General features: G+C 75.4%; 13 protein-coding genes. 6 read left to right on the top strand and 7 right to left on the bottom strand.

Annotated features, from left to right (window positions below; translation table 11 throughout):
• Positions 1–43 precede the first annotated feature (43 nt).
• The 3 genes from RMN57_RS20325 (at position 44) to RMN57_RS20315 (ending at position 2,715) form a co-directional block, all read left to right on the top strand.
• Positions 44–1,063: a hypothetical protein gene (locus tag RMN57_RS20325; RefSeq protein ID WP_313764763.1), complete on the top strand. Its 1,020-nt coding sequence runs from the start codon at positions 44–46 to the stop codon at positions 1,061–1,063.
• A gap of 198 nt (positions 1,064–1,261) precedes the next feature.
• Complete coding sequence (locus RMN57_RS20320) at positions 1,262–1,732, top strand: VOC family protein (RefSeq protein WP_313764762.1); 471 nt, start codon at positions 1,262–1,264, stop codon at positions 1,730–1,732.
• A 65-nt stretch (positions 1,733–1,797) separates the two neighbouring features.
• On the top strand, positions 1,798–2,715 hold the full coding sequence (locus tag RMN57_RS20315; RefSeq protein WP_313764761.1) for a pyridoxamine 5'-phosphate oxidase family protein: 918 nt from the start codon (positions 1,798–1,800) through the stop codon (positions 2,713–2,715).
• 39 nt (positions 2,716–2,754) lie between these two features.
• Here RMN57_RS20315 and RMN57_RS20310 read toward each other — a convergent pair whose 3' ends face one another.
• The 5 genes from RMN57_RS20310 to RMN57_RS20290 all read right to left on the bottom strand — a co-directional run bounded on the left by RMN57_RS20310 (position 2,755) and on the right by RMN57_RS20290 (position 9,114).
• Positions 2,755–3,522, bottom strand: coding sequence for a TrmH family RNA methyltransferase (locus RMN57_RS20310; RefSeq protein ID WP_313764760.1), 768 nt, complete (start codon positions 3,520–3,522; stop codon positions 2,755–2,757).
• A 55-nt stretch (positions 3,523–3,577) separates the two neighbouring features.
• Positions 3,578–5,722 (bottom strand): FUSC family protein, encoded by a 2,145-nt coding sequence (locus RMN57_RS20305; RefSeq protein WP_313764759.1) that lies wholly within the window; start codon positions 5,720–5,722, stop codon positions 3,578–3,580.
• A gap of 5 nt (positions 5,723–5,727) precedes the next feature.
• Positions 5,728–7,113, bottom strand: coding sequence for an HTTM domain-containing protein (locus tag RMN57_RS20300; protein WP_380237715.1), 1,386 nt, complete (start codon positions 7,111–7,113; stop codon positions 5,728–5,730).
• Complete coding sequence (locus RMN57_RS20295) at positions 7,110–7,769, bottom strand: DUF5819 family protein (RefSeq protein ID WP_313764758.1); 660 nt, start codon at positions 7,767–7,769, stop codon at positions 7,110–7,112. Before RMN57_RS20295 ends, RMN57_RS20300 begins: the two co-directional genes overlap by 4 nt.
• Before the next feature lie 181 nt (positions 7,770–7,950).
• Positions 7,951–9,114, bottom strand: a complete 1,164-nt coding sequence (locus tag RMN57_RS20290) for a rhodanese-like domain-containing protein (protein WP_313764757.1) — start codon at positions 9,112–9,114, stop codon at positions 7,951–7,953.
• A gap of 343 nt (positions 9,115–9,457) precedes the next feature.
• Between RMN57_RS20290 and RMN57_RS20285 the strand changes: the two genes are divergently transcribed.
• Positions 9,458–12,271, top strand: a complete 2,814-nt coding sequence (locus tag RMN57_RS20285) for a SpoIIE family protein phosphatase (protein WP_313764756.1) — start codon at positions 9,458–9,460, stop codon at positions 12,269–12,271.
• Between the two features lie 56 nt (positions 12,272–12,327).
• Here RMN57_RS20285 and RMN57_RS20280 read toward each other — a convergent pair whose 3' ends face one another.
• Positions 12,328–13,131 (bottom strand): hypothetical protein, encoded by an 804-nt coding sequence (locus RMN57_RS20280; protein ID WP_313764755.1) that lies wholly within the window; start codon positions 13,129–13,131, stop codon positions 12,328–12,330.
• Positions 13,132–13,319: 188 nt separating this feature from the next.
• Positions 13,320–15,149, bottom strand: coding sequence for a phosphatidylglycerol lysyltransferase domain-containing protein (locus RMN57_RS20275; RefSeq protein ID WP_380237158.1), 1,830 nt, complete (start codon positions 15,147–15,149; stop codon positions 13,320–13,322).
• A 367-nt stretch (positions 15,150–15,516) separates the two neighbouring features.
• Here RMN57_RS20275 and RMN57_RS20270 point away from each other — a divergent pair, with 367 nt between their 5' ends.
• A complete protein-coding gene (locus tag RMN57_RS20270) occupies positions 15,517–16,167 on the top strand; it encodes a response regulator transcription factor (protein WP_313767894.1) in 651 nt (216 codons plus the stop codon).
• A complete protein-coding gene (locus tag RMN57_RS20265) occupies positions 16,164–17,309 on the top strand; it encodes a histidine kinase (protein ID WP_313764754.1) in 1,146 nt (381 codons plus the stop codon). The genes RMN57_RS20270 and RMN57_RS20265 overlap by 4 nt, the downstream gene beginning before the upstream one ends.
• The last annotated feature ends 92 nt before the right edge of the window (positions 17,310–17,401 follow it).

The raw sequence follows: 17,401 nt of genomic DNA, 5'->3' as shown, positions 1-17,401 counted from the left end.
CGGCCCGGCCACGCCGAACCCGCATGGTGGGGAAGGTAACCGCATGGGCTCACAGCACCCCCAGGACGCTCGGCTGCGGCTGGTCGGCCCGCGCCCCGTCACGCCCGCGCCCGCCCCGGCGCCCGTACCCGCGCCGGCCGCGCCCGCCGCCGTCGGCCGCCCGGCCCCCAACGGGGGGTTCGCCGAGACGCTGCACCTGGCGATCGAGGCCAGCGGCCTCAGCCTGGACCGGATCCGCGCCGCCCTGGCGCAACGCGGGGTCAGGGTCAGCGTCACGACGCTCAGTTACTGGCGCCGCGGGCGCAGCCAGCCCGAGCGGGCCAGCTCGCTGCGCGCCGTCCACCTGCTGGAGGAACTGCTCGGGCTGCCGCACTCCACGCTCTCCGCGCTGCTCGGCCCGCCCCGCCCGCGCGGCCGCTGGGCCGCCGCCGCCAACACCTGCACCCTGCGGCTGGAGGACGTCTGGCCGGGCGAGCAGGAGATCGCGGACGTCTTCGCCGAGCTGGACGCCCCGCCGGCGGGCGAGCTGGAGCGGCTCTCCATCCACGACTCGTACTACGTCGGCGCCGACCGGTGCGGCAACCTGCTGCGGATGCGCCAGGTCGTCCGGGCCACCGTCGGCGGGGTCACCCGCTGCCTGGTCGTGCACAAGGCCGACGAGGAGGCCTCCGGCTGCCCGGAGATCACCGGGGTCCGGCACGGCCGGCTCGGCCGGGTCCGCCGCCGCCCGGAGATCGGCCTGATCGTCGCCGAGCTGATGCTGGACCGCCCGCTGGGCCTCGGCGACAGCACGGTCTTCGAGTACGAGGTGGAGATCCCGTCCGGCGGCGCCGAGACCATGGAGTACAGCCGCCGGTTCGCCATCCCGGTGCGCGAGTACGTGCTCCAGGTGCACTTCGACCCGGCGGCCGTCCCGGTCCACTGCGAGCGCTACGACCGCGACCCCGGCGAGGACGTCGACCGCCGCCGCGAGCAGCTCTGGATCGGCGCCTCCGCCAGTGCCCACGTGCTCGCCCCCGACCAGCAGCCGGGCCACATCGGCATCCGCTGGGAGTGGGAGTAGTCCCACCGCCCGGCCCGGGCGTGCCCCTCCGGGGCCGCACTCGGGCGCATTCTTGTCATGCAACGGACATCATTCTTCGAATCTAACCCCTTCACCGGCGCGTACCGGTTGACGCCTCATCATCTAACCCTTAACGTCTTTAGCAACGGTTAGGTATCGGCATCCCCCGGGATGCCCCGGCCACGGGAGTGATCCGGCATGTCCAGCACCACCCTCAGCAGCACCCTGCAGACCGGCCACATCGGCCTGAACGTGACCGACCTGGACCGCTCCGTCGCGTTCTACCGGCGCACCCTCGGCCTGGAGACGATGCGCGAGGGCACCGAGCCCGACCGCCGCTTCGCCTTCCTCGGCCGCGAAGGCCGTCTGGTGATCACCCTCTGGCAGCAGAGCGAGGGCACCTTCGCCACCGGCGCGCCCGGTCTGCACCACCTCTCCTTCCAGGTCGACTCGCTGGAGGAGGTCCGCGCCGCCGAGCAGGTGCTGCGCGAGCTGGGCGCCGGGTTCGCCCACGACGGCGTCGTCCCGCACGGCGAGGGCACCGCCTCCGGCGGGATCTTCTTCACCGACCCGGACGGCATCCGGCTGGAGATCTACACCCCGAAGGGCGTGGACGAGACCGGTGCCGAGGCGCCCACCAAGTCCGCCCCGACCTGCGGTTTCTTCTAACCGGCGGCCCTCCGGCCGCCGGTCCGGGCCGCACCCACCCCCTCGCAGACCCAGGAGGCACCGCCATGACCGGCAGCACGCCCTACCACCCGGGCGAGCGGGCGGTGCAGGCCCGGGCCGGCCGCACCGACCGGGCCGACCACTCCGGCCGCGCCATCGGCTCGACCATCCCGGCCGTGGCCGCCCGCTTCCTCACCGAGCGGCAGGTGCTGGTGGTCGGCGCCGCCGACGCCGACGGCCGGCTCTGGGCCACCCAGCTCACCGGCGAGCCCGGCTTCCTCCGGGCGCCGGACGAGCGGACCCTCACCGTGGCGGCCGGGCCCGCCGCCGACGACCCGCTGGCCGCCGTCCTGGCCGGCCCGGCCGAGGTCGGGACGATCGCACTGGACCCGGCCGGCCGGCGCCGGATGCGGCTCAACGGCCGCTCCACGCCGGACGGCCGGGGCGGCCTGGTGATCGCCGCCGACCAGGTCTACGCCAACTGCCCGAAGTACATCCAGCGCCGCAGCCCGGCGGGCCGGCCGGCCGCCGGCACCCCGTACGCGGTCGCGGCCGGTCCCGCGCTCTCCACCGCCCAGCAGCTGGCGGTGACCACCGCCGACACGTTCTTCGTCGCCACCGCCGGTCCGGACGGCCGGGTGGACGCCTCGCACCGCGGCGGCAACCCCGGGTTCCTCCGGGTCCTCGGGCCGGACCGGCTGCGCTGGCCCGAGTACGCCGGCAACAGCATGTTCATGACCCTGGGGAACCTGGAGCTCGACCCGCGCGCCGGGCTGCTGCTGCCCGACTGGGAGACCGGCGGGGCGCTGCTGATCACCGGCGAGGCCCGGACGGACTGGTCCGGGCCCGCGCGGGACGGTCTGCCGGGCGCCGAGCGGGTGGTCGACCTCACCGTCACCGCCGTCCTGGAGCTCGCCGACGCCACCCCGCTGACCTGGACCGAGCCCGAGTACTCCCCGGCCAACCCGCCCGCCGCCGCCTGACCCGCCGCCGCCCGGCCCGCCCGGCGGCCGCGGCCACGGCTACCGCGGCGGGCCGGGCGGGCGCCCCGACATCCAGTGGAAGAGGCCCATCGCCACGCTGGTCGCCAGGTTGAAGCTGGAGACCCCCGGCTGCATCGGCACCGCGACCAGGTGGTCCGCCCGCGCCCTGAGCTCGTCCGAGACGCCGTGCCGCTCGGTGCCGAAGGCGAGCAGGGCGTCGTCCGGGAAGGCCGTCGTCCGGATGTCAGCGCCCTCCGGGTCGAGCACGTAGAGCGGGCCGGCGGGCAGCTCCGGCAGCTCCAGCCGCTCCACGGCGGTGGCGAAGTGCAGGCCCGCGCTGCCCCGGACCACGGTGGGGTGCCAGGGGTCCAGGGCACCGGTGGTCACCACGCCGGTGGCGCCGAAGCCGGCGGCCAGCCGGATCACCGCGCCGACGTTGCCGAGGTTGCGCGGGTTCTCCAACAGGACGACGGGGGCGGTCCGGGGACGGCGGGCGAGCGCGGCCAGGTTGGCCGCCGCGGTCGGCCGGGCGGCCAGTGCGATCACGCCGGTCGGGTGCAGCCGCGGTACCAGCTCCCGCAGCACCGCCTCAGGCAGCTCCACCGCCAGGCGGTCCAGCGCCGGCCCCACGTCCTCGGCCAGCTCCGCGGCGAGCGCCAGCAGCACCGCCCGGTCGGCGGTCAGCACCTGCCGGACGTCCCCGCCGAAGCGCAGCGCGTGCTTCAGTGCGTGGAAGCCGTCCAGCAGCACCGTCCCGGGCTCCTGCGACCCCGCCCGCCAGGCCCGCACCCACTGGTCGTCGTTCATGCCGCCCACTCTGCCACCCCGGGCGCCCGTCCCCGTCGGCGGGCGGTCGTCCGCTTCAGCGGGCGGTCGGCTCCGCCGCGAGCTGGGCCGGGGTGGCGGTGCCGCCTCCGCGCAGCGCGCGTTCCAGCTCCCGCAGGGCCTGCAGCAGCAGTCGGCTGCTGGCCCGGACGACGTCCCGCTGCACGCTGGCCGGCGCCGCCGCCAGCCGCTCCTCCAGCAGCTCCTGCGCCTCCCGCGCCGCGTCGAACTCCACCGGCCGCCCGGTGAGCAGCGCGCCCGCCCCCAGCGCGGTGGACAGCTTCAGCTCCTCGGCGAACTCGGCCGTGCCCGGCACCGGTTCGGCGTCCGGCACGGGCAGGTGGGCCTCCAGCAGGACGACCACCCGCCCGAAGTGGCCGACCGCCGCCCGCGCCCGGTCGAGCTGGCGGCGGCTCACCCCGGGCAGCCCGGAGGCGTGCCGGCCGGGCTCGGCGTCGGCCCGCTGGATCGCCTGGAGCAGTTCCGAGCGGGCCTCCCGGGAGTCCAGCAGCGCCGAGCGGACCTCCCGCCCGCGCGGCGCCGCCGGGTGTTCGTAGACGGCGAGCACGGCCGCCGCGTACTGCCCGACGGCGGCCAGCCACTCGGCCAGCCGCTCGCCGAGCCGGGCGGTCTGCCAGGTCGGGAAGAGCGCGTACGCGAGCAGCGCGACCGAGCCGCCGAGCAGCGTCAGGCCGACCCGTTCGACGGCGGTCAGCAGCGGGTCCCCCTCCTGCAGGCCGAGCAGGAAGACCACGTACGAGGAGACGCAGACCGTCATCAGCGCGTAGCCGGTGCGCAGCGTCAGGTAGGCGCCGCCGATGCAGAGCACCGCGAGTGCCGCCAGCACCCACTCACCGGGGTGGGCCAGCTGCACCACCAGGGTGGAGATCGCGACGCCCACCATCGTCCCGGCCAGCCTTGCCACGCCCCGGCTGTAGGTCTGGGCGAAGTCCGGCCGCATCACCATGGCGGCGGTCATCGGCGCCCAGTAGCCGTGCTCGAAGCCGACCAGCCGGGCGAGCAGGTAGGCGAGGACGACCACCCCGGTGAGCCGGACGGCGTGCTGGAAGACCGCCGAGCGCGGGTGCAGCTGACGGCGCACCGCCCGGGCGGCGACCGGCAGCATCCGGGAGAGCGGCGGCTTGCGCAGCTGTCCGCCGCTCTCGACCACGGGGGTGCTGATGGTGTCCTCGTCGCCGCGTTCCAGGGCGTCGGCGGCCTTGCGCAGCAGCCCGGCCAGCCGGCGGGCGGCCCGCCGGGCGGCGCCCCGCAGCTCGGGCCCGTCGGCGGGGACGGCCAGGGTGAGCGCCGGCGCCGAGCGGGGCAGCTGCAGCGGGTCGCCGCTGCGGATCGCCCGGGCGAGCGCGTCCATCGCCTCGGCCGAGGCCGCCAGCACGGCGCGGGCCCGGTCCCGCTCCGGCCCCTCGGCGGGGGCGCCGACCTTGGGGTCGGCGACGGCGCCCAGGGCGGGCCGGATCCGCTCCGCGATCCCCCGCAGCCCGCGCAGCTCGGGCGGCCGGTTACGGTCCTGCCAGGGCGTCAGCGTGGCCGCGTGCCGGGCCGTCATGAACGGTTCCGGGTCCACGTGCGCGGTCGGGTCCTGGCGCAGCCGGCGCGCGTAGTCGGCGAGTTCGGCGTAGGTGTCGGCGAGCGCCGCGCGCTGGGCGGTCCAGCTGCCGATCGGCCAGAGCGTGATGACGGCCGCCTGGACGAGGCCGCCTACGGCGCAGAGCAGCCCGTGGCCGAACGCCTCGGCCGCGCTGACCGGGAGTTGGACGACGACCAGCATCACCGCCAGGGTGTTGGCGGCGACCACCCCGGCGGTCGGCCCGATCGCCCAGACCAGCCCGGCGCCGAAGGCCCAGAGCGCGAGCAGCACCGGGAACGCGCCGGGCACGCCGACGGCCAGGTAGCCGAGGAAGGTGCTGGTGCCGAGCCCCGTCCCGGCGGCGACGGCGAGCGAGGCCCGGGGCCGGAAGCTGCGCTGGAAGGTGGCCGTCCCGGCGATGAAGGCACCCATCGCGGCCGAGGTGGCGAGCCGCGCCCCGCCCAGCGCCAGGGCCGGGAAGAGCACCAGCGCGACGGCGACGGCGCCGCGGACCGCGCGTTGCGGGTCGGTGAGCGCCCGATCCAGGGTCAGTCCGGTTCGCGCGGTGTCTCGAAGGGCGGCGAACCAGGACATACCGGTCAGCTTAGGGGAGCGGCTCCCCCGACGGCCGGAGGCGGCGGATCCAGGGCCGGGGAGGCCTTGAGCGGGGAGGCCGGGCTGCCCGGCGGCGGTACGGCCGGCGGCGGTACGGCCGGCGGACGCAGCCCGGGGAGCCCGATCCACCGCCCGACGCCGGCCACCCGGGCGGCGAACCAGCGCAGCGCCCCGGTCGGCAGGAAGACCGCGTCCGCCGCGACCATCGCCAGCGAGAACACCGGCAGGCCGAGCAGCACCGCGATCCCCAGGTGCTCGGCCATCATCACCACCAGCAGCGCGTTCTTGACCCGCCGGCTGACCAGCGTGAACGGGAAGGCGACCTGCAGCACCACCGTCCCGTAGGAGATCAGGAAGACCGGCAGCAGCGCCGAGGCGACCAGCCCGGAGAGCCCCGGCCAGGGGGTGAAGTAGTCCAGGTGCAGCGGGTAGTAGAGCGCGGTGCCGTCCTGCCAGCGCGAGCCCTGCACCTTGTACCAGCCGGCCGTGGCGTAGATCAGCACGACCTCGGCGGCGATCACCAGCATCGCGCAGTTGTGCACCATGGCGGCCAGCGCGTCCAGCACCGCGCGCGGCTCCCCGTCCGGCCGCAGCCGCCCGAGCAGCCACCAGATGCCGGCCACCGCCCACAGGCCCCAGAACATCGGGGCCCAGCCGACGTACGGGAAGGCCGCGGCCGTCCAGGTCAGGCTCTCGCCGGAGAAGTCGCCGAGCTGGCAGACCAGCAGCAGCCCGCCGAGCACCGCCCAGAGCAGTACCCCGCCCCGGCCGGCGGCCGGGCGCCGGGCGTCCAGCGACCAGACCTCGGCACAGCGGGTGAAGACCAGGTAGACCGCCATCAGGTGGACGACGTTGTCGCCGCCGTCGCCGAGGAAGACGTTGCGGTTCTGCAGCGACAGCACGGTGACCAGGAACAGCACGCTGCTCGCCCTGGTCCGCCAACCGAGCAGCAGCGCGGCGGCGGAGAGCACCGCCAGGTGGTAGACGAGCTCGAACCAGAGCCGGCCGCCGAACCAGGGCAGCACGGTCAGCGCCCCGTTGTCGGCGAGCAGCCGCTCGGCCAGGCCGAGCGACCAGGGCGAGGTGTCGCCGTAGAGCATCCGCCGGTTGGGCCACTCCCGCACCAGGTACGCCAGCCAGACCAGGCCGAAGCCGATCCGCACCGCCGCCGCCTGGTACCGCCCGAGCGTCCGGCCGGTGAAGGCCGCGAACAGCCGGGCGAGCACCGCGCCGAGCTCCTGGCCCCGGCGGGCGGCGGCCGTTCCGGGCACCGGCGCCGCGGCCGTTCCGGCGGCCGGGGGAACGGCCGGCCGGGCGGGGACGGCGTCGGGCAGCGGCCCCGGGCCGGCCGCCTGCGTCGTCTCGTTCACCCGAGCCCCCGGTGGTCCTCGTCGTCGACCGGCCACCAGGGCAGCTCGCGCACCTTCGGCGCGGGCGGCGCGGCCTCACCGCTCCACTCCGGCGGCGGGACGGTCGCGGCCGTCACCCGGAACTCGATCTCCAGTATCCGGTCGCCCTCGACGGTGCGGCCGATCCGCTGCAGCGCGATCCGCTTGAGGTACGTCTCCGCCAGTTTGCCGCGCGGGTTGGTCAGCGAGTCGTCCTGGGCGCTGTGCGAGCCCTCGTAGAAGTCCCAGGCCCGGCGGAGCAGGTTCTGGTCGGCGTGGCTGGGCGCCGGGTTGCCGCGGATCGCGGCGACGTCCCGGGCGGTCAGCCCGATCCAGTCGTGGGTGCGGGTGGCGCCGCCGGGCTCGACCGTCCGCACCCGGGCGTCCAGGGCGACGTTCTGCTGCAGCGGGTTGGGCGCGAACAGCTTCCAGTTCTGCTCGAACTCCGGGTACACCAGGCCGTCGACCTCGTCCCGGTACTCCCGGGACAGCGTGTTGGCCGGGGCGACGTGCAGGAACACCGCGCCGAGGAAGAGCCCGGTGGCCGCCACGAGCAGCACACCGGCCGTGCCGAGCACCACCAGCGCCGGCCTCGACCAGGCCCGCCCACCGGGCGGCGCGTCGGCGCTCTCCGCCATGGACCCTCCCCCAAGCTGCGGCCGGGAGGCACCGCCACCCGGGCGGGCGCCGCCGGTCCCGTCCCGGCTCGGTCGCGCGCCCATCCTGCCCTACCGGCCGCGGCGGCGGGAGCCGCGGCCGCGCCGGACGGCGCCCGGGGCCGGAGCCGGAGCCGGAGCCGGAGAGGACCCGGGAGAGGACCTAGAGGACGAAGGCGTCCTGGCCGCCGGAGGAGACCATCGGACGGCCGGCGCCCTCCCAGGCGTACATGCCGCCGTCCACGTTCACCGCGTCCCGGCCGTTCTGCACCAGGTACTGGACGACCTGCGCGGAGCGCCCGCCGACCCGGCAGAAGACGTACAGCTTCTCCTCCGGCAGCTCGCCGATCCGCGCGATCAGCTGGCCCATCGGGATGTGCAGCGCGCCGTCCACGTGGCCGGCGTCCCACTCGTCCTGCTCGCGGACGTCGAGCAGGGCGGCGTCGGCGGGGACGGAGGCGGCGTCGGTGGTGGGGATCTGGGCGAACATCGTCTGGCTCTCCTGGGGCTCGGAACGGTCCGGTCCATTGTCCCGCACGGCCGGGCCCCCGCCGAGCAGCTGCTCCAGCTCGGCCTGCTGGGCGGCGGCCTTGGCCAGCAACTGCTCGGCGAGCTCCTCCAGCAGCTTGTCCGGGTCCTGCGGGGCGAGCGCGAGCAGCTGGCCCATCGCCGTGTTCTCCAGCCGGACCTGCTCGGTGGCGGTCTCGGCGATCTTGGCGTTCAGCCACTCCAGCCGGCGGCGCAGCCAGCCGAGCCGGTCGGGGGAGTCCACCGCGGGCGCCGCCTCGGGGGCGGTCGACCACTCCGCGGCGAGCCCCTCCAGAGCGGCGGTGTCGCCGAACGCGTAGGCCTCGTTGACCCGGACGAGGAACCCCGCCCGGCGCTCCTGCTCGGCCGGGTCGGTGGTCAGGTCGGGGTGGGCACGGCGGACCAGCTCGCGGTAGATCCGCTGGGCCTCCCGGCCGGGCCGCACCCGGGCCGGCGCGGCCGGCGGCGGGGCCGCGTCCTGCTCCTGGACGCTGTCGAACAGCGCGTCCAGGTCGGGCAGTTCGTCCACCCGCCGGCGCGCCTCGGCGGCCCGCCGGACGTCCTCCGGGTGCCCGGTGCGGGCGGCCACCGTCTCGGCGATCAGCGCGTCCAGCTCGTCCAGCCTGGCGTAGAGCGGGCCGAGCAGCTGGTGGTGGATCAGGGCGAAGTTGTCGATCTCGACCCGCAGCGTCTGCATGTCGACGTCCATGGTGAGCCAGGCGAGTTCGGCGGCGGCGACCCGCTCCTCCAGCTCCTGCTGCTCCGGGTCCGTCCAGCGGGCGGGGATCTGCGCGGTCACGTCTCGCCTCTGTCTCGTCCTGCCGACTCGGTGCCGCCGCCTCGACCTGCCGCCCGGCCCTCCGGGTGCCCGCCGCACGGCGCGGCTCGGCCTGCCACCCTACCCCGCGCGGTTTCCCGGCCACCCGCCCTCGGCGGGCCCTCCGTCCGGGGCACCGCCGCCGGTCGACGGGGAGTGCGGACCGGCGCACGCCGAGTGACACGCAACTGATACTGATGAATCTCCCCGTTTCGGTACCGAGTCCGGCCCGGTCCGTGCTTCGCTGGTATCCGCACAGCGTGCCTTCCTCCGTAGAGACGGGCCGCCTCCAGGCGTGGCGGCCAGGCGGGAGCAGACCGAATCCATGGTGGACGAGCCCAACTCCACAGCGCGCACGGCGGCCACCGCGGCCGCCCCCGGAGCCGCGTCGGGTGACCAGTCGTCAGGCGTGGTCGCCCTGGTCCGGCTCGCCCTCGTGCTGGTCGACCGCACGGGCCGGATCGCGCAGTGGAACCGGGCCGCCGAGGAGCTCTTCGGGCACCGCGCCGAGGTCGCCCAGGACCGCCCGGCCGCCGGCCTGCTGCCCGCCGTCGAGCCGCGCAGCGTCCCCGGGCCCGCCGCCCCCGGCGCCCGCCGCCGCTGCGACGCCCTGGAAGCCCTGGCCGAGCTGACCGCCGCCGAGGGTGCCTGGGCCGGGCAGATGCCGGTCGTCGACCGCGAGGAGCACCTGCGCGACGTGCTCTGGTGGGCCTACCGCCCGGCCGACCCGGCCGCCGGCCTGCTGGCCCTGGCCGCCGACGCCCGGCCGCTGCGCTCGGCCGGCCCGCGGCTCGCCCTCGGCGAGCGCCGGCTGCCGTTCGCCGCCGCACCCGCCGCCCGGGGCGGCTTCCACCGGCTCTCCGCCGCCCTCACCGCACCCGGCCGCCCGGTGCCCGAGCCGTTCACCCGGCTGCTCCCGGCGGGCTCCGCCGAACGCCGGGCCGCCCTGCTCGACGGGCTCGGCCGCGCCGGCCTGCCCGCCCTGCGGCTGGACCCCGGCACCCTGCTACCGGTCCTGCCCGCCGACCCGCCGACCGGGGCCGCGCACGCCGCCGCCGGCATCGGCCGCCGCTACCCGACCGCCCAGCAGCGGGCCGGCCGGAGCGGCCCGCCGCCGCAGCCGGAGCAGTCCGCGCCCGGCCGCCGGCCCGCCGGACCCCTGCCCGTCCAGCGCGACGCCGCCGACCGGCCCGCCGCCTCCGCCGCCGCGGGCCAGCCCACCGGGCACCCCGCGGCCGCCGCGGGCGCCCCGCCCGCGGCCACCCCGCCCGTCCAGGCCGCGACCGCCCCGGCCCCGTCCGCGCCGGCCCCGCCCACAGGAGGACCCGCCATCGAGCAGGCCGCCGTCGAGTCGTCCGCCAACGGCCACCAGGCCCGCCGGGGCGACCAGGCCACACCCCCGACCGTGCCCTGCCCCGCCGCCGCGGAGGAGGGCACCCGGCCGAGCGGCCGGCTCGGCCCGTTCCTGACCAACGGCCAGGCCGGCGAGCAGCTGGCCCTGCTCAACGAGGTCGGCGGCAAGGTCGGCACCACCCTGGACCTCGGCTTCACCGCCCACGAGCTCTGCCAGGTGCTCGTCCCCCGGGTCGCCGACTTCGCCTGCGTCGACCTGGTGGACGGCCTGATCTCCGACTCCGAGCTACCCGAGGCCCGGCCGGACGACGACACCATGCTCCGCCGGGTCGCCCTGGTCTACAACGAGTCCGCCGGCCAGTGGGACCACGTCCTCGCCGAGGGCGCGCTGGTCGCCATGCCCCGCCGCACCCCGCCCGGCATGGCGCTCCAGCTGAACCAGCCGGTCCTGGTCCCGGTGGTCAGCCAGGACGTCGCCGTCGACTACGCCGCCGCGCTCGGCGGCCCCCGGCTCGCCTCCGTGGTCACCGGCCGCTCGATGCTGGTGGTGCCGCTCTCCGCCCGGGGCACCGTGCTCGGCATCCTCAAGCTCCTGCGGCTGCCCGACCGCGCCCCCTTCGACGAGGGCGACGCCGCCACCCTCAAGGAGCTGGCCGCCCGCGCCGCGCTCTCGCTGGACAACGCCCGGCTGCACCGGGCCGAGTCCAAGGTCGCCACCACCCTGCAGCGCTCGATGATCCCGACCCGCCCGCCGCAGATCCCCGGCGTGCAGATCGCCCACCGGTACCTGCCGGGCGACTCCAAGGCCGAGGTCGGCGGCGACTGGTTCGACGCGATCCAGCTGCCCGGCAGCCGGGTCGCCCTGGTGGTCGGTGACGTGATGGGCCACGGCCTCCACTCGGCCGCCGCGATGGGCCGCTTCCGCACCGCGATGCAGACCCTGGCCGCCCTCGACCTGCCGCCCGGCCAGCTGCTGCGCCACCTGGACAACCTGGCCCACAAGCTCGGCGACGACCACCTAGCCACCTGCCTCTACGCCGTCTACGACCCGATCAACCGGACCTGCGAGCTGGCCAGCGCCGGCCACGTGCCCCCGGTACTGGTGCACCCGGACGGCAGCGGCGAGCTGCTGGAGATCCCGGCCGGCGCCCCGATCGGCGTCGGCGGGGTGCCGTTCGTCGCCAAGACCATCGACGTCTCCGACGGCTCGATGCTGGTGCTCTGCACCGACGGCCTGGTCGAGGTCCGGGGCGGCGACATAGGGGCGGGGCTGGCGGCGCTCTGCGGCAACCTGATCGACCCGCGGCAGAGCCCGGAAGAAGCCTGCGACGTGGTGCTGGAGCGGCTCCACTCGGACGACCGCAAGGACGACGTCGCCCTGCTGGTGGCCCGCTTCGACGGCGTCGCGCCGACCGAGGTGGCCACCTGGGACCTCACGGTCGACCACCGCGAGGTCCGCCGCGCCCGGGCCCTGGTCCGCGAGCAACTGGCCGCCTGGCACCTGGAGACGTTGAGCGACACCACCGAGCTGCTGGTCAGCGAACTGGTGACGAACGCCGTCCGGGTCGCCCGGGACCGGGTCCAGCTGCAGCTGATCCGGGTGGACAAGCTGCTGGTCGAGGTGAGCGACGACAACCACAACCTGCCGTCGCTGGAGCCCGCGGAGCAGCTCGGCGAGACCGGCCGCGGCCTGACCCTGGTCACCAAGCTCGCCGAGCACTGGGGCACCGCCCGCAAGGCCGTCGGCAAGGTGGTCTGGTTCGAGCTCCCGCTACCCCCCGCCTGACCGCAACCCGCTCGCCCCGAGCACCACCCCGGGGCGAGCGGGCGAATCACAGCCGATCAAGCCTGGGCGGCGCCGGCGGACGTCCGGCGGCGGGCCTCGGCGGCCACCTCCATCGAGGCGGCCGCCGCCACCGATGCGGCCGCGCCGACCCCGGCGAGCACCCGGGGCCAGAAGTCCCCGAACACCTCCACCGAGACGGCGATCAGCAGCGCCATGATCACCGCGACCACGTGCTCCAGACCCGCCAGGTTCGGCAGGATGATCGCCTCACCGACCATCAGCGCCACCACCAGCCCGGCCGTGAACCAGGCCCGGCAGCGGAACGCGATGCAGATCGCCAGCGCCACCACGGCCGCCGACGGCCCGGTGTCGCGGACGTAGGCGACCCACTTCGGGAAGCCGAACACGTGCTCCGGGCCGATCGCCACGCCCACCCGGGCGAACAGCGTCCCGGCCAGGGTGCAGGCGTAGGCCACCACCAGGGTCAGCCGCCGGCCGAGCACGATCTCGGCGATGCCGAAGACCACGAAGACCTGCGCCAGCGCCCCCCAGACCGGCAGGTCCAGCGCCGGCACGTACAGCGACAGCGGCGTCCGCAGCAGCGAGACCTCCAGCGGCAGCGCGGCCTTCACCACCCCGATGTGGGTGACGAGCCGCTCGCCGCCCGGCAGGTGCTGGACGATGCTGAACAGCAGGATCAGGGCCGTCGCCGCGGTGGCGAGCGGGACGGCGGCGAACTTCTTCGCCACCAGTCGCTCGCGAACCGTGCCGAACAGCAATCCCCACTCGGCGACAGCGGCCGCCCCGGCAATAGCCAGCGGCCCCTTTCGCACGCCCCCCGCGTGGGTCAGGTCAATCACAGCAGTCTCTCCAAATCCCCGAAGCCATCCCCGAAGCCGGAACGCCTTCCCGACCACCCCAACATTAGAAGCCGATTAATGAATCCACATCGGCATAAATGTGGAGCCGCGTCATCCTCTGGGGGGAGAGAACAGCACGAAACACCCCCATACGGACGACCGGTCCCCTCCGCCCCCCGGCGGAGGGACTACCCCTTCCCGTCCCGCGCCGCCACCGGCACCCGGGGAGCCGCCACGGCGGTCCCGGAGTGCCGACGACGGAACAGGGCGGGCAGGCTCGGTGCGGTGATGAAGCCCTCGGCCCGGGCGCTGGCGATACCGATCCGCGGAATCTCGCTGCTCTTCTCGAAGAGCAGATAACGCGGCTCCCAGATCGGCCGGTACTTGGCGTTGGCCCGGTACAGCGATTCGATCTGCCACCAGCGGGAGAAGAAGCCCAGCACGGAGCGCCAGAGCCGGAGCACCGGACCGGCGCCGAGTCGCGAACCGCGCTCGAAAACGGAACGGAACATCGCGAAGTTCAGCGAGACCCGCTTCAGCCCGACCTCGTCCGCGCGCTGCAGGAGTTCGATCACCATGAACTCCATCAGGCCGTTCTCGGTGTCCCGGGCCCGGCGCATCAGGTCCAGCGAGAGCCCGTCCGGCCCCCACGGGACGAAGCTCAGCAGCGCCTTCAGCTCGCCGTCGCCGTCGTGGCACTCCAGCATCACGCAGCGCCCGTCGGCCGGGTCGCCGAGCCGGCCGAGCGCCATCGAGAAGCCGCGCTCGGTCGCGCCGTCACGCCACTGGTCGGCCTTGGCCACCAGATCGGCCATCTCGGACTCGGGGATGGCCTCGTGCCGCCGGATCCGCACCGTGTAGCCGGCCCGCTTGACCCGGTTGTAGGCCTGGCGCACCACCCGCATCGCCCGGCCGTCGAGCGAGAACTCGTCCAGCTCGACGATCGCCTCGTCGCCCAGCTCCAGCGCGTCCAGCCCGTGCCGGGCGTAGATCACCCCGGCCTCCTCGGACGCACCCATCACGGCCGGCGCCCAGGCGTGCTCACGGGCCTCGGCCAGCCAGGCGTCGATCGCGCCGGGCCAGGCCTCCGGGTCGCCGATCGGGTCGCCGGAGGCCAGCGAGACCCCGCCGACCACCCGGTAGGTCACCGCCGCCTTGCCGCTGGGGGAGAACACCACGGCCTTGTCGCGGCGCAGCGCGAAGTAGCCCAGCGAGTCGCGCTCGCCCTGCTTGTCCAGCAGCCCGCGCAGCTGCTCCTCGTCCTCCGGGGTCAGCAGCTCCTTGCCCCGGGGGCTGCGGAAGGCCACGTAGAGGACGATCAGGAAGAGCACCGCGCCCATCGCGTTGATCACCGCGTTGACCCAGGTCGGCGCGGAGATCACCGAGCGCAGGTGCTCGGACGGCGTGATGGTGATCATGCGGCCGACCGAGTAGCGGAAGAGGTCCCAGAAGTCGGCGCCGGAGCGGTCGTTGGCCAGCCAGACCAGGAACGCGCCGACGATGCCGCCGAAGGCCAGGCCGCCGACGAAGGTGGCCGCCGCGGTCTTCGGGTTGGAGCGGTCGCCCTTGGAGGTGAACTCCTTCCGCCCGACCAGCAGCGCCAGCACGAAGGCGCAGGTCAGCACGGTGGAGACGTAGTTCAGCGGGTGCCGGTCGAAGCCCTCGCCGGGCAGCGCCATGGCCACCAGGTAGAGCAGCGCGAAGAGCCCGGCCAGCGCGGTGTTGAAGATCCACGCGGCCCGCTTGCGCCGCCGCATCGCGATGGCGAGGAACACCGACAGCACGGCGCTGCTGAGGCCGGCCGTCATCAGGTAGGGGGTGAAGTACTCGCCCTCGTTGTGCGTCTCGACCTGGTCCCGGAAGGGTGCCAGCAGCACGGTCACCAGGTTCAGCAGCGCGATCAGGCGCAGGTACCAGACGGTGGCCGTCGCGGCCCGCGGGCGCCAGCGGTCCAGCAGGGAGCCCGGCCGGGACCCGGTCGAGGCGGCGGACGGCTCCGACTTCACAGTGGACGACACAGCTCAATTCCAAACGATCAGATGGTGGGGCGCATCCGCACACGGCCCGGCGCCGGGCGCCCGCACGGGCCCGACGGACTGACCAGCGGCCCTCGCCGAGGCCGGAAGAACCGGCAAAGGGGCAGCCAATTCCATGGTTCCCCACCCCGGATGAGAATTGCGTGAACCCGGTAGGCGATTCCGACCCCCGCCGAACGGCGGGGGTGCACGCCCCGCCGTGCGCTCGGCCCCCCGCGCACGCCGGCACGGCGCGGATAGCCGGCCACGCACTAGTCTCGAAACCGCGCAAACAGACCACATCGAGCGCGGACCGGCGGGCCCGGGCGCCCGAACCGAGGAGGGGACCATCACCACCACCCGTGTGCTGATCGTCGACGACGAGATCCTGGTCCGCTCCGGCCTCGGCCTGATCGTCGGCTCCGCCCCCGATCTGGAGGTGGTCGGCGACTGCTCCGGCGGCCAGGCCGAGCAGTGCGTCCAGCGCCTGCGCCCGCACGTGGTGCTGCTCGACATCCGGATGCCCGACCTGGACGGCATCTCGGTGCTGCGACGGCTGCGCGCCCTCCCCGATCCGCCGGCCGTGGCGATGCTGACCACCTTCGACTCCGACGAGTACATCGGCACCGCCCTGCGCGCCGGGGCGGCCGGCTTCCTGCTCAAGGACACCGCCCCGGACCAGCTGGTGCACGCCGTCCGGGTGCTCGCGGCCGGCGGCAACATCCTCTCCCCGACCGTCACCCGCACCGTGATCGGCGGCTACGTGGACGGCGGCGGCCCGGACGCCGAGGCCGCCGGCCTGGCCCGCTCCCTCACCGGCCGCGAGCTCGACGTGCTGGCGCTGCTCGGCGAGGGCCTCTCCAACGCCGAGATCGCCGACCGGCTCTTCCTCGGCACCGGCACGGTGAAGGACCACATCAGCGCGATCCTCGGGAAGCTCGGCGCCGCCAACCGGGTGCAGGCCGCCGTCATCGCCCACCGGGCCGGCCTGGTGCGGCCCAAGCCCGGCGACGGCGCATGAGCGCCGACGGGCCGCCCCCCGCCAGACCGGCCGGGGCCTGGTACACCGCGCCCTGGCTGATGCTGCTGCTGCCCACCTGCTACTCCCTGGTGGACGCCGCACTGGTGGCCCGGGACGCGCCCTGGTGGCAGGTCCTGCTCTCGACGCTCGCCGCCGTCGTCCTGCTCTGGCGCCGGCGCTTCCCGGTCACCGTGCTGCTGCTGACCATGCCGGGCAGCTACATCGACGACATCTGGCTCGCCCCGATAACCGCCGTCTACACGGTGGCCGCCGAACGCCCCTCCCCGCGCGTGGTGGTGCCGTGCGCGAGCCTCTTCGCCCTGGTCGAGTTCTTCCACTGGCCGCTCTCCGACCAGACCTTCGCACTCAACCGGGACACCGCCCTGTACGCGATCCAGTCGGTCATGCTGGCCGCCGGCCCGGCCGCCACCGGCCTGCTCTCCCGCACCCGGCGCGAGCTGGCCGCACGGCTGGACGAGCTGACCAGGGGCCAGGAGCGGGAGAGCCGGCTGCTCGCGGAGCGGGTCCTGATCAGCGAACGCGGCCGGCTGGCCCGGGAGATGCACGACGTGGTCTCGCACCAGGTCAGCCTGATCAGCATCCAGGCCGGGGCGCTCCAGGTCAGCACGGCCGACCCGGCCGCCGCCGCCACCGCCCGGACCATCCGGGAGCTCTCCGTACGCACCCTGGAGGAGCTGCGGCAGATGGTCGGGGTGCTGCGCACCTCCGGCCTGCGCCCGGACGCCCCGCTGGCCCCGCAGCCCCGGCTGGCCGACCTGCCCCGGCTGATCCGGGAGAGCGGTCTGGCCGCCGAGAGCGAGCTGGCGCCCGGCGACCGGCCCTGGCCGGAGGCGGTCGAACGGGCCGCCTACCGGACGGTGCAGGAGGCGCTCACCAACATCACCAAGTACGCGCCGGAGGCCGCCGTGCACGTGAAGGTCAGCGCCCGCGGCCGCCGGCTGCGGGTCGAGGTCCGCAACGAAGCCCCGCCGGTGCGGCCGGCCGAGACGCTGCCGGGCGGCGGGCACGGGCTGGTCGGCCTGCGGGAGCGCGCCCAGCTGCTCGGCGGCACGCTGACGGCCGGCCCGACCCCCGAGGGCGGCTTCGAGGTCCGTGCCGACCTGCCGGCCGGCCGGAGCTGACCGGTCGGCCGAGCCGGGCCACGGGCTCCCCTGACGAGTCACGGACACCCCGACGGGCCGGGGCGTCGAACTGCCGCTGCGCCGGGCCTGGG

Origin of the sequence: Kitasatospora sp. CM 4170, assembly GCF_032110285.1 — a bacterium.
In the GTDB taxonomy this organism is placed as follows: Bacteria; Actinomycetota; Actinomycetes; order Streptomycetales; family Streptomycetaceae; genus Kitasatospora; species Kitasatospora aburaviensis.
This window is presented reverse-complemented; position numbering and strand designations above follow the sequence as displayed.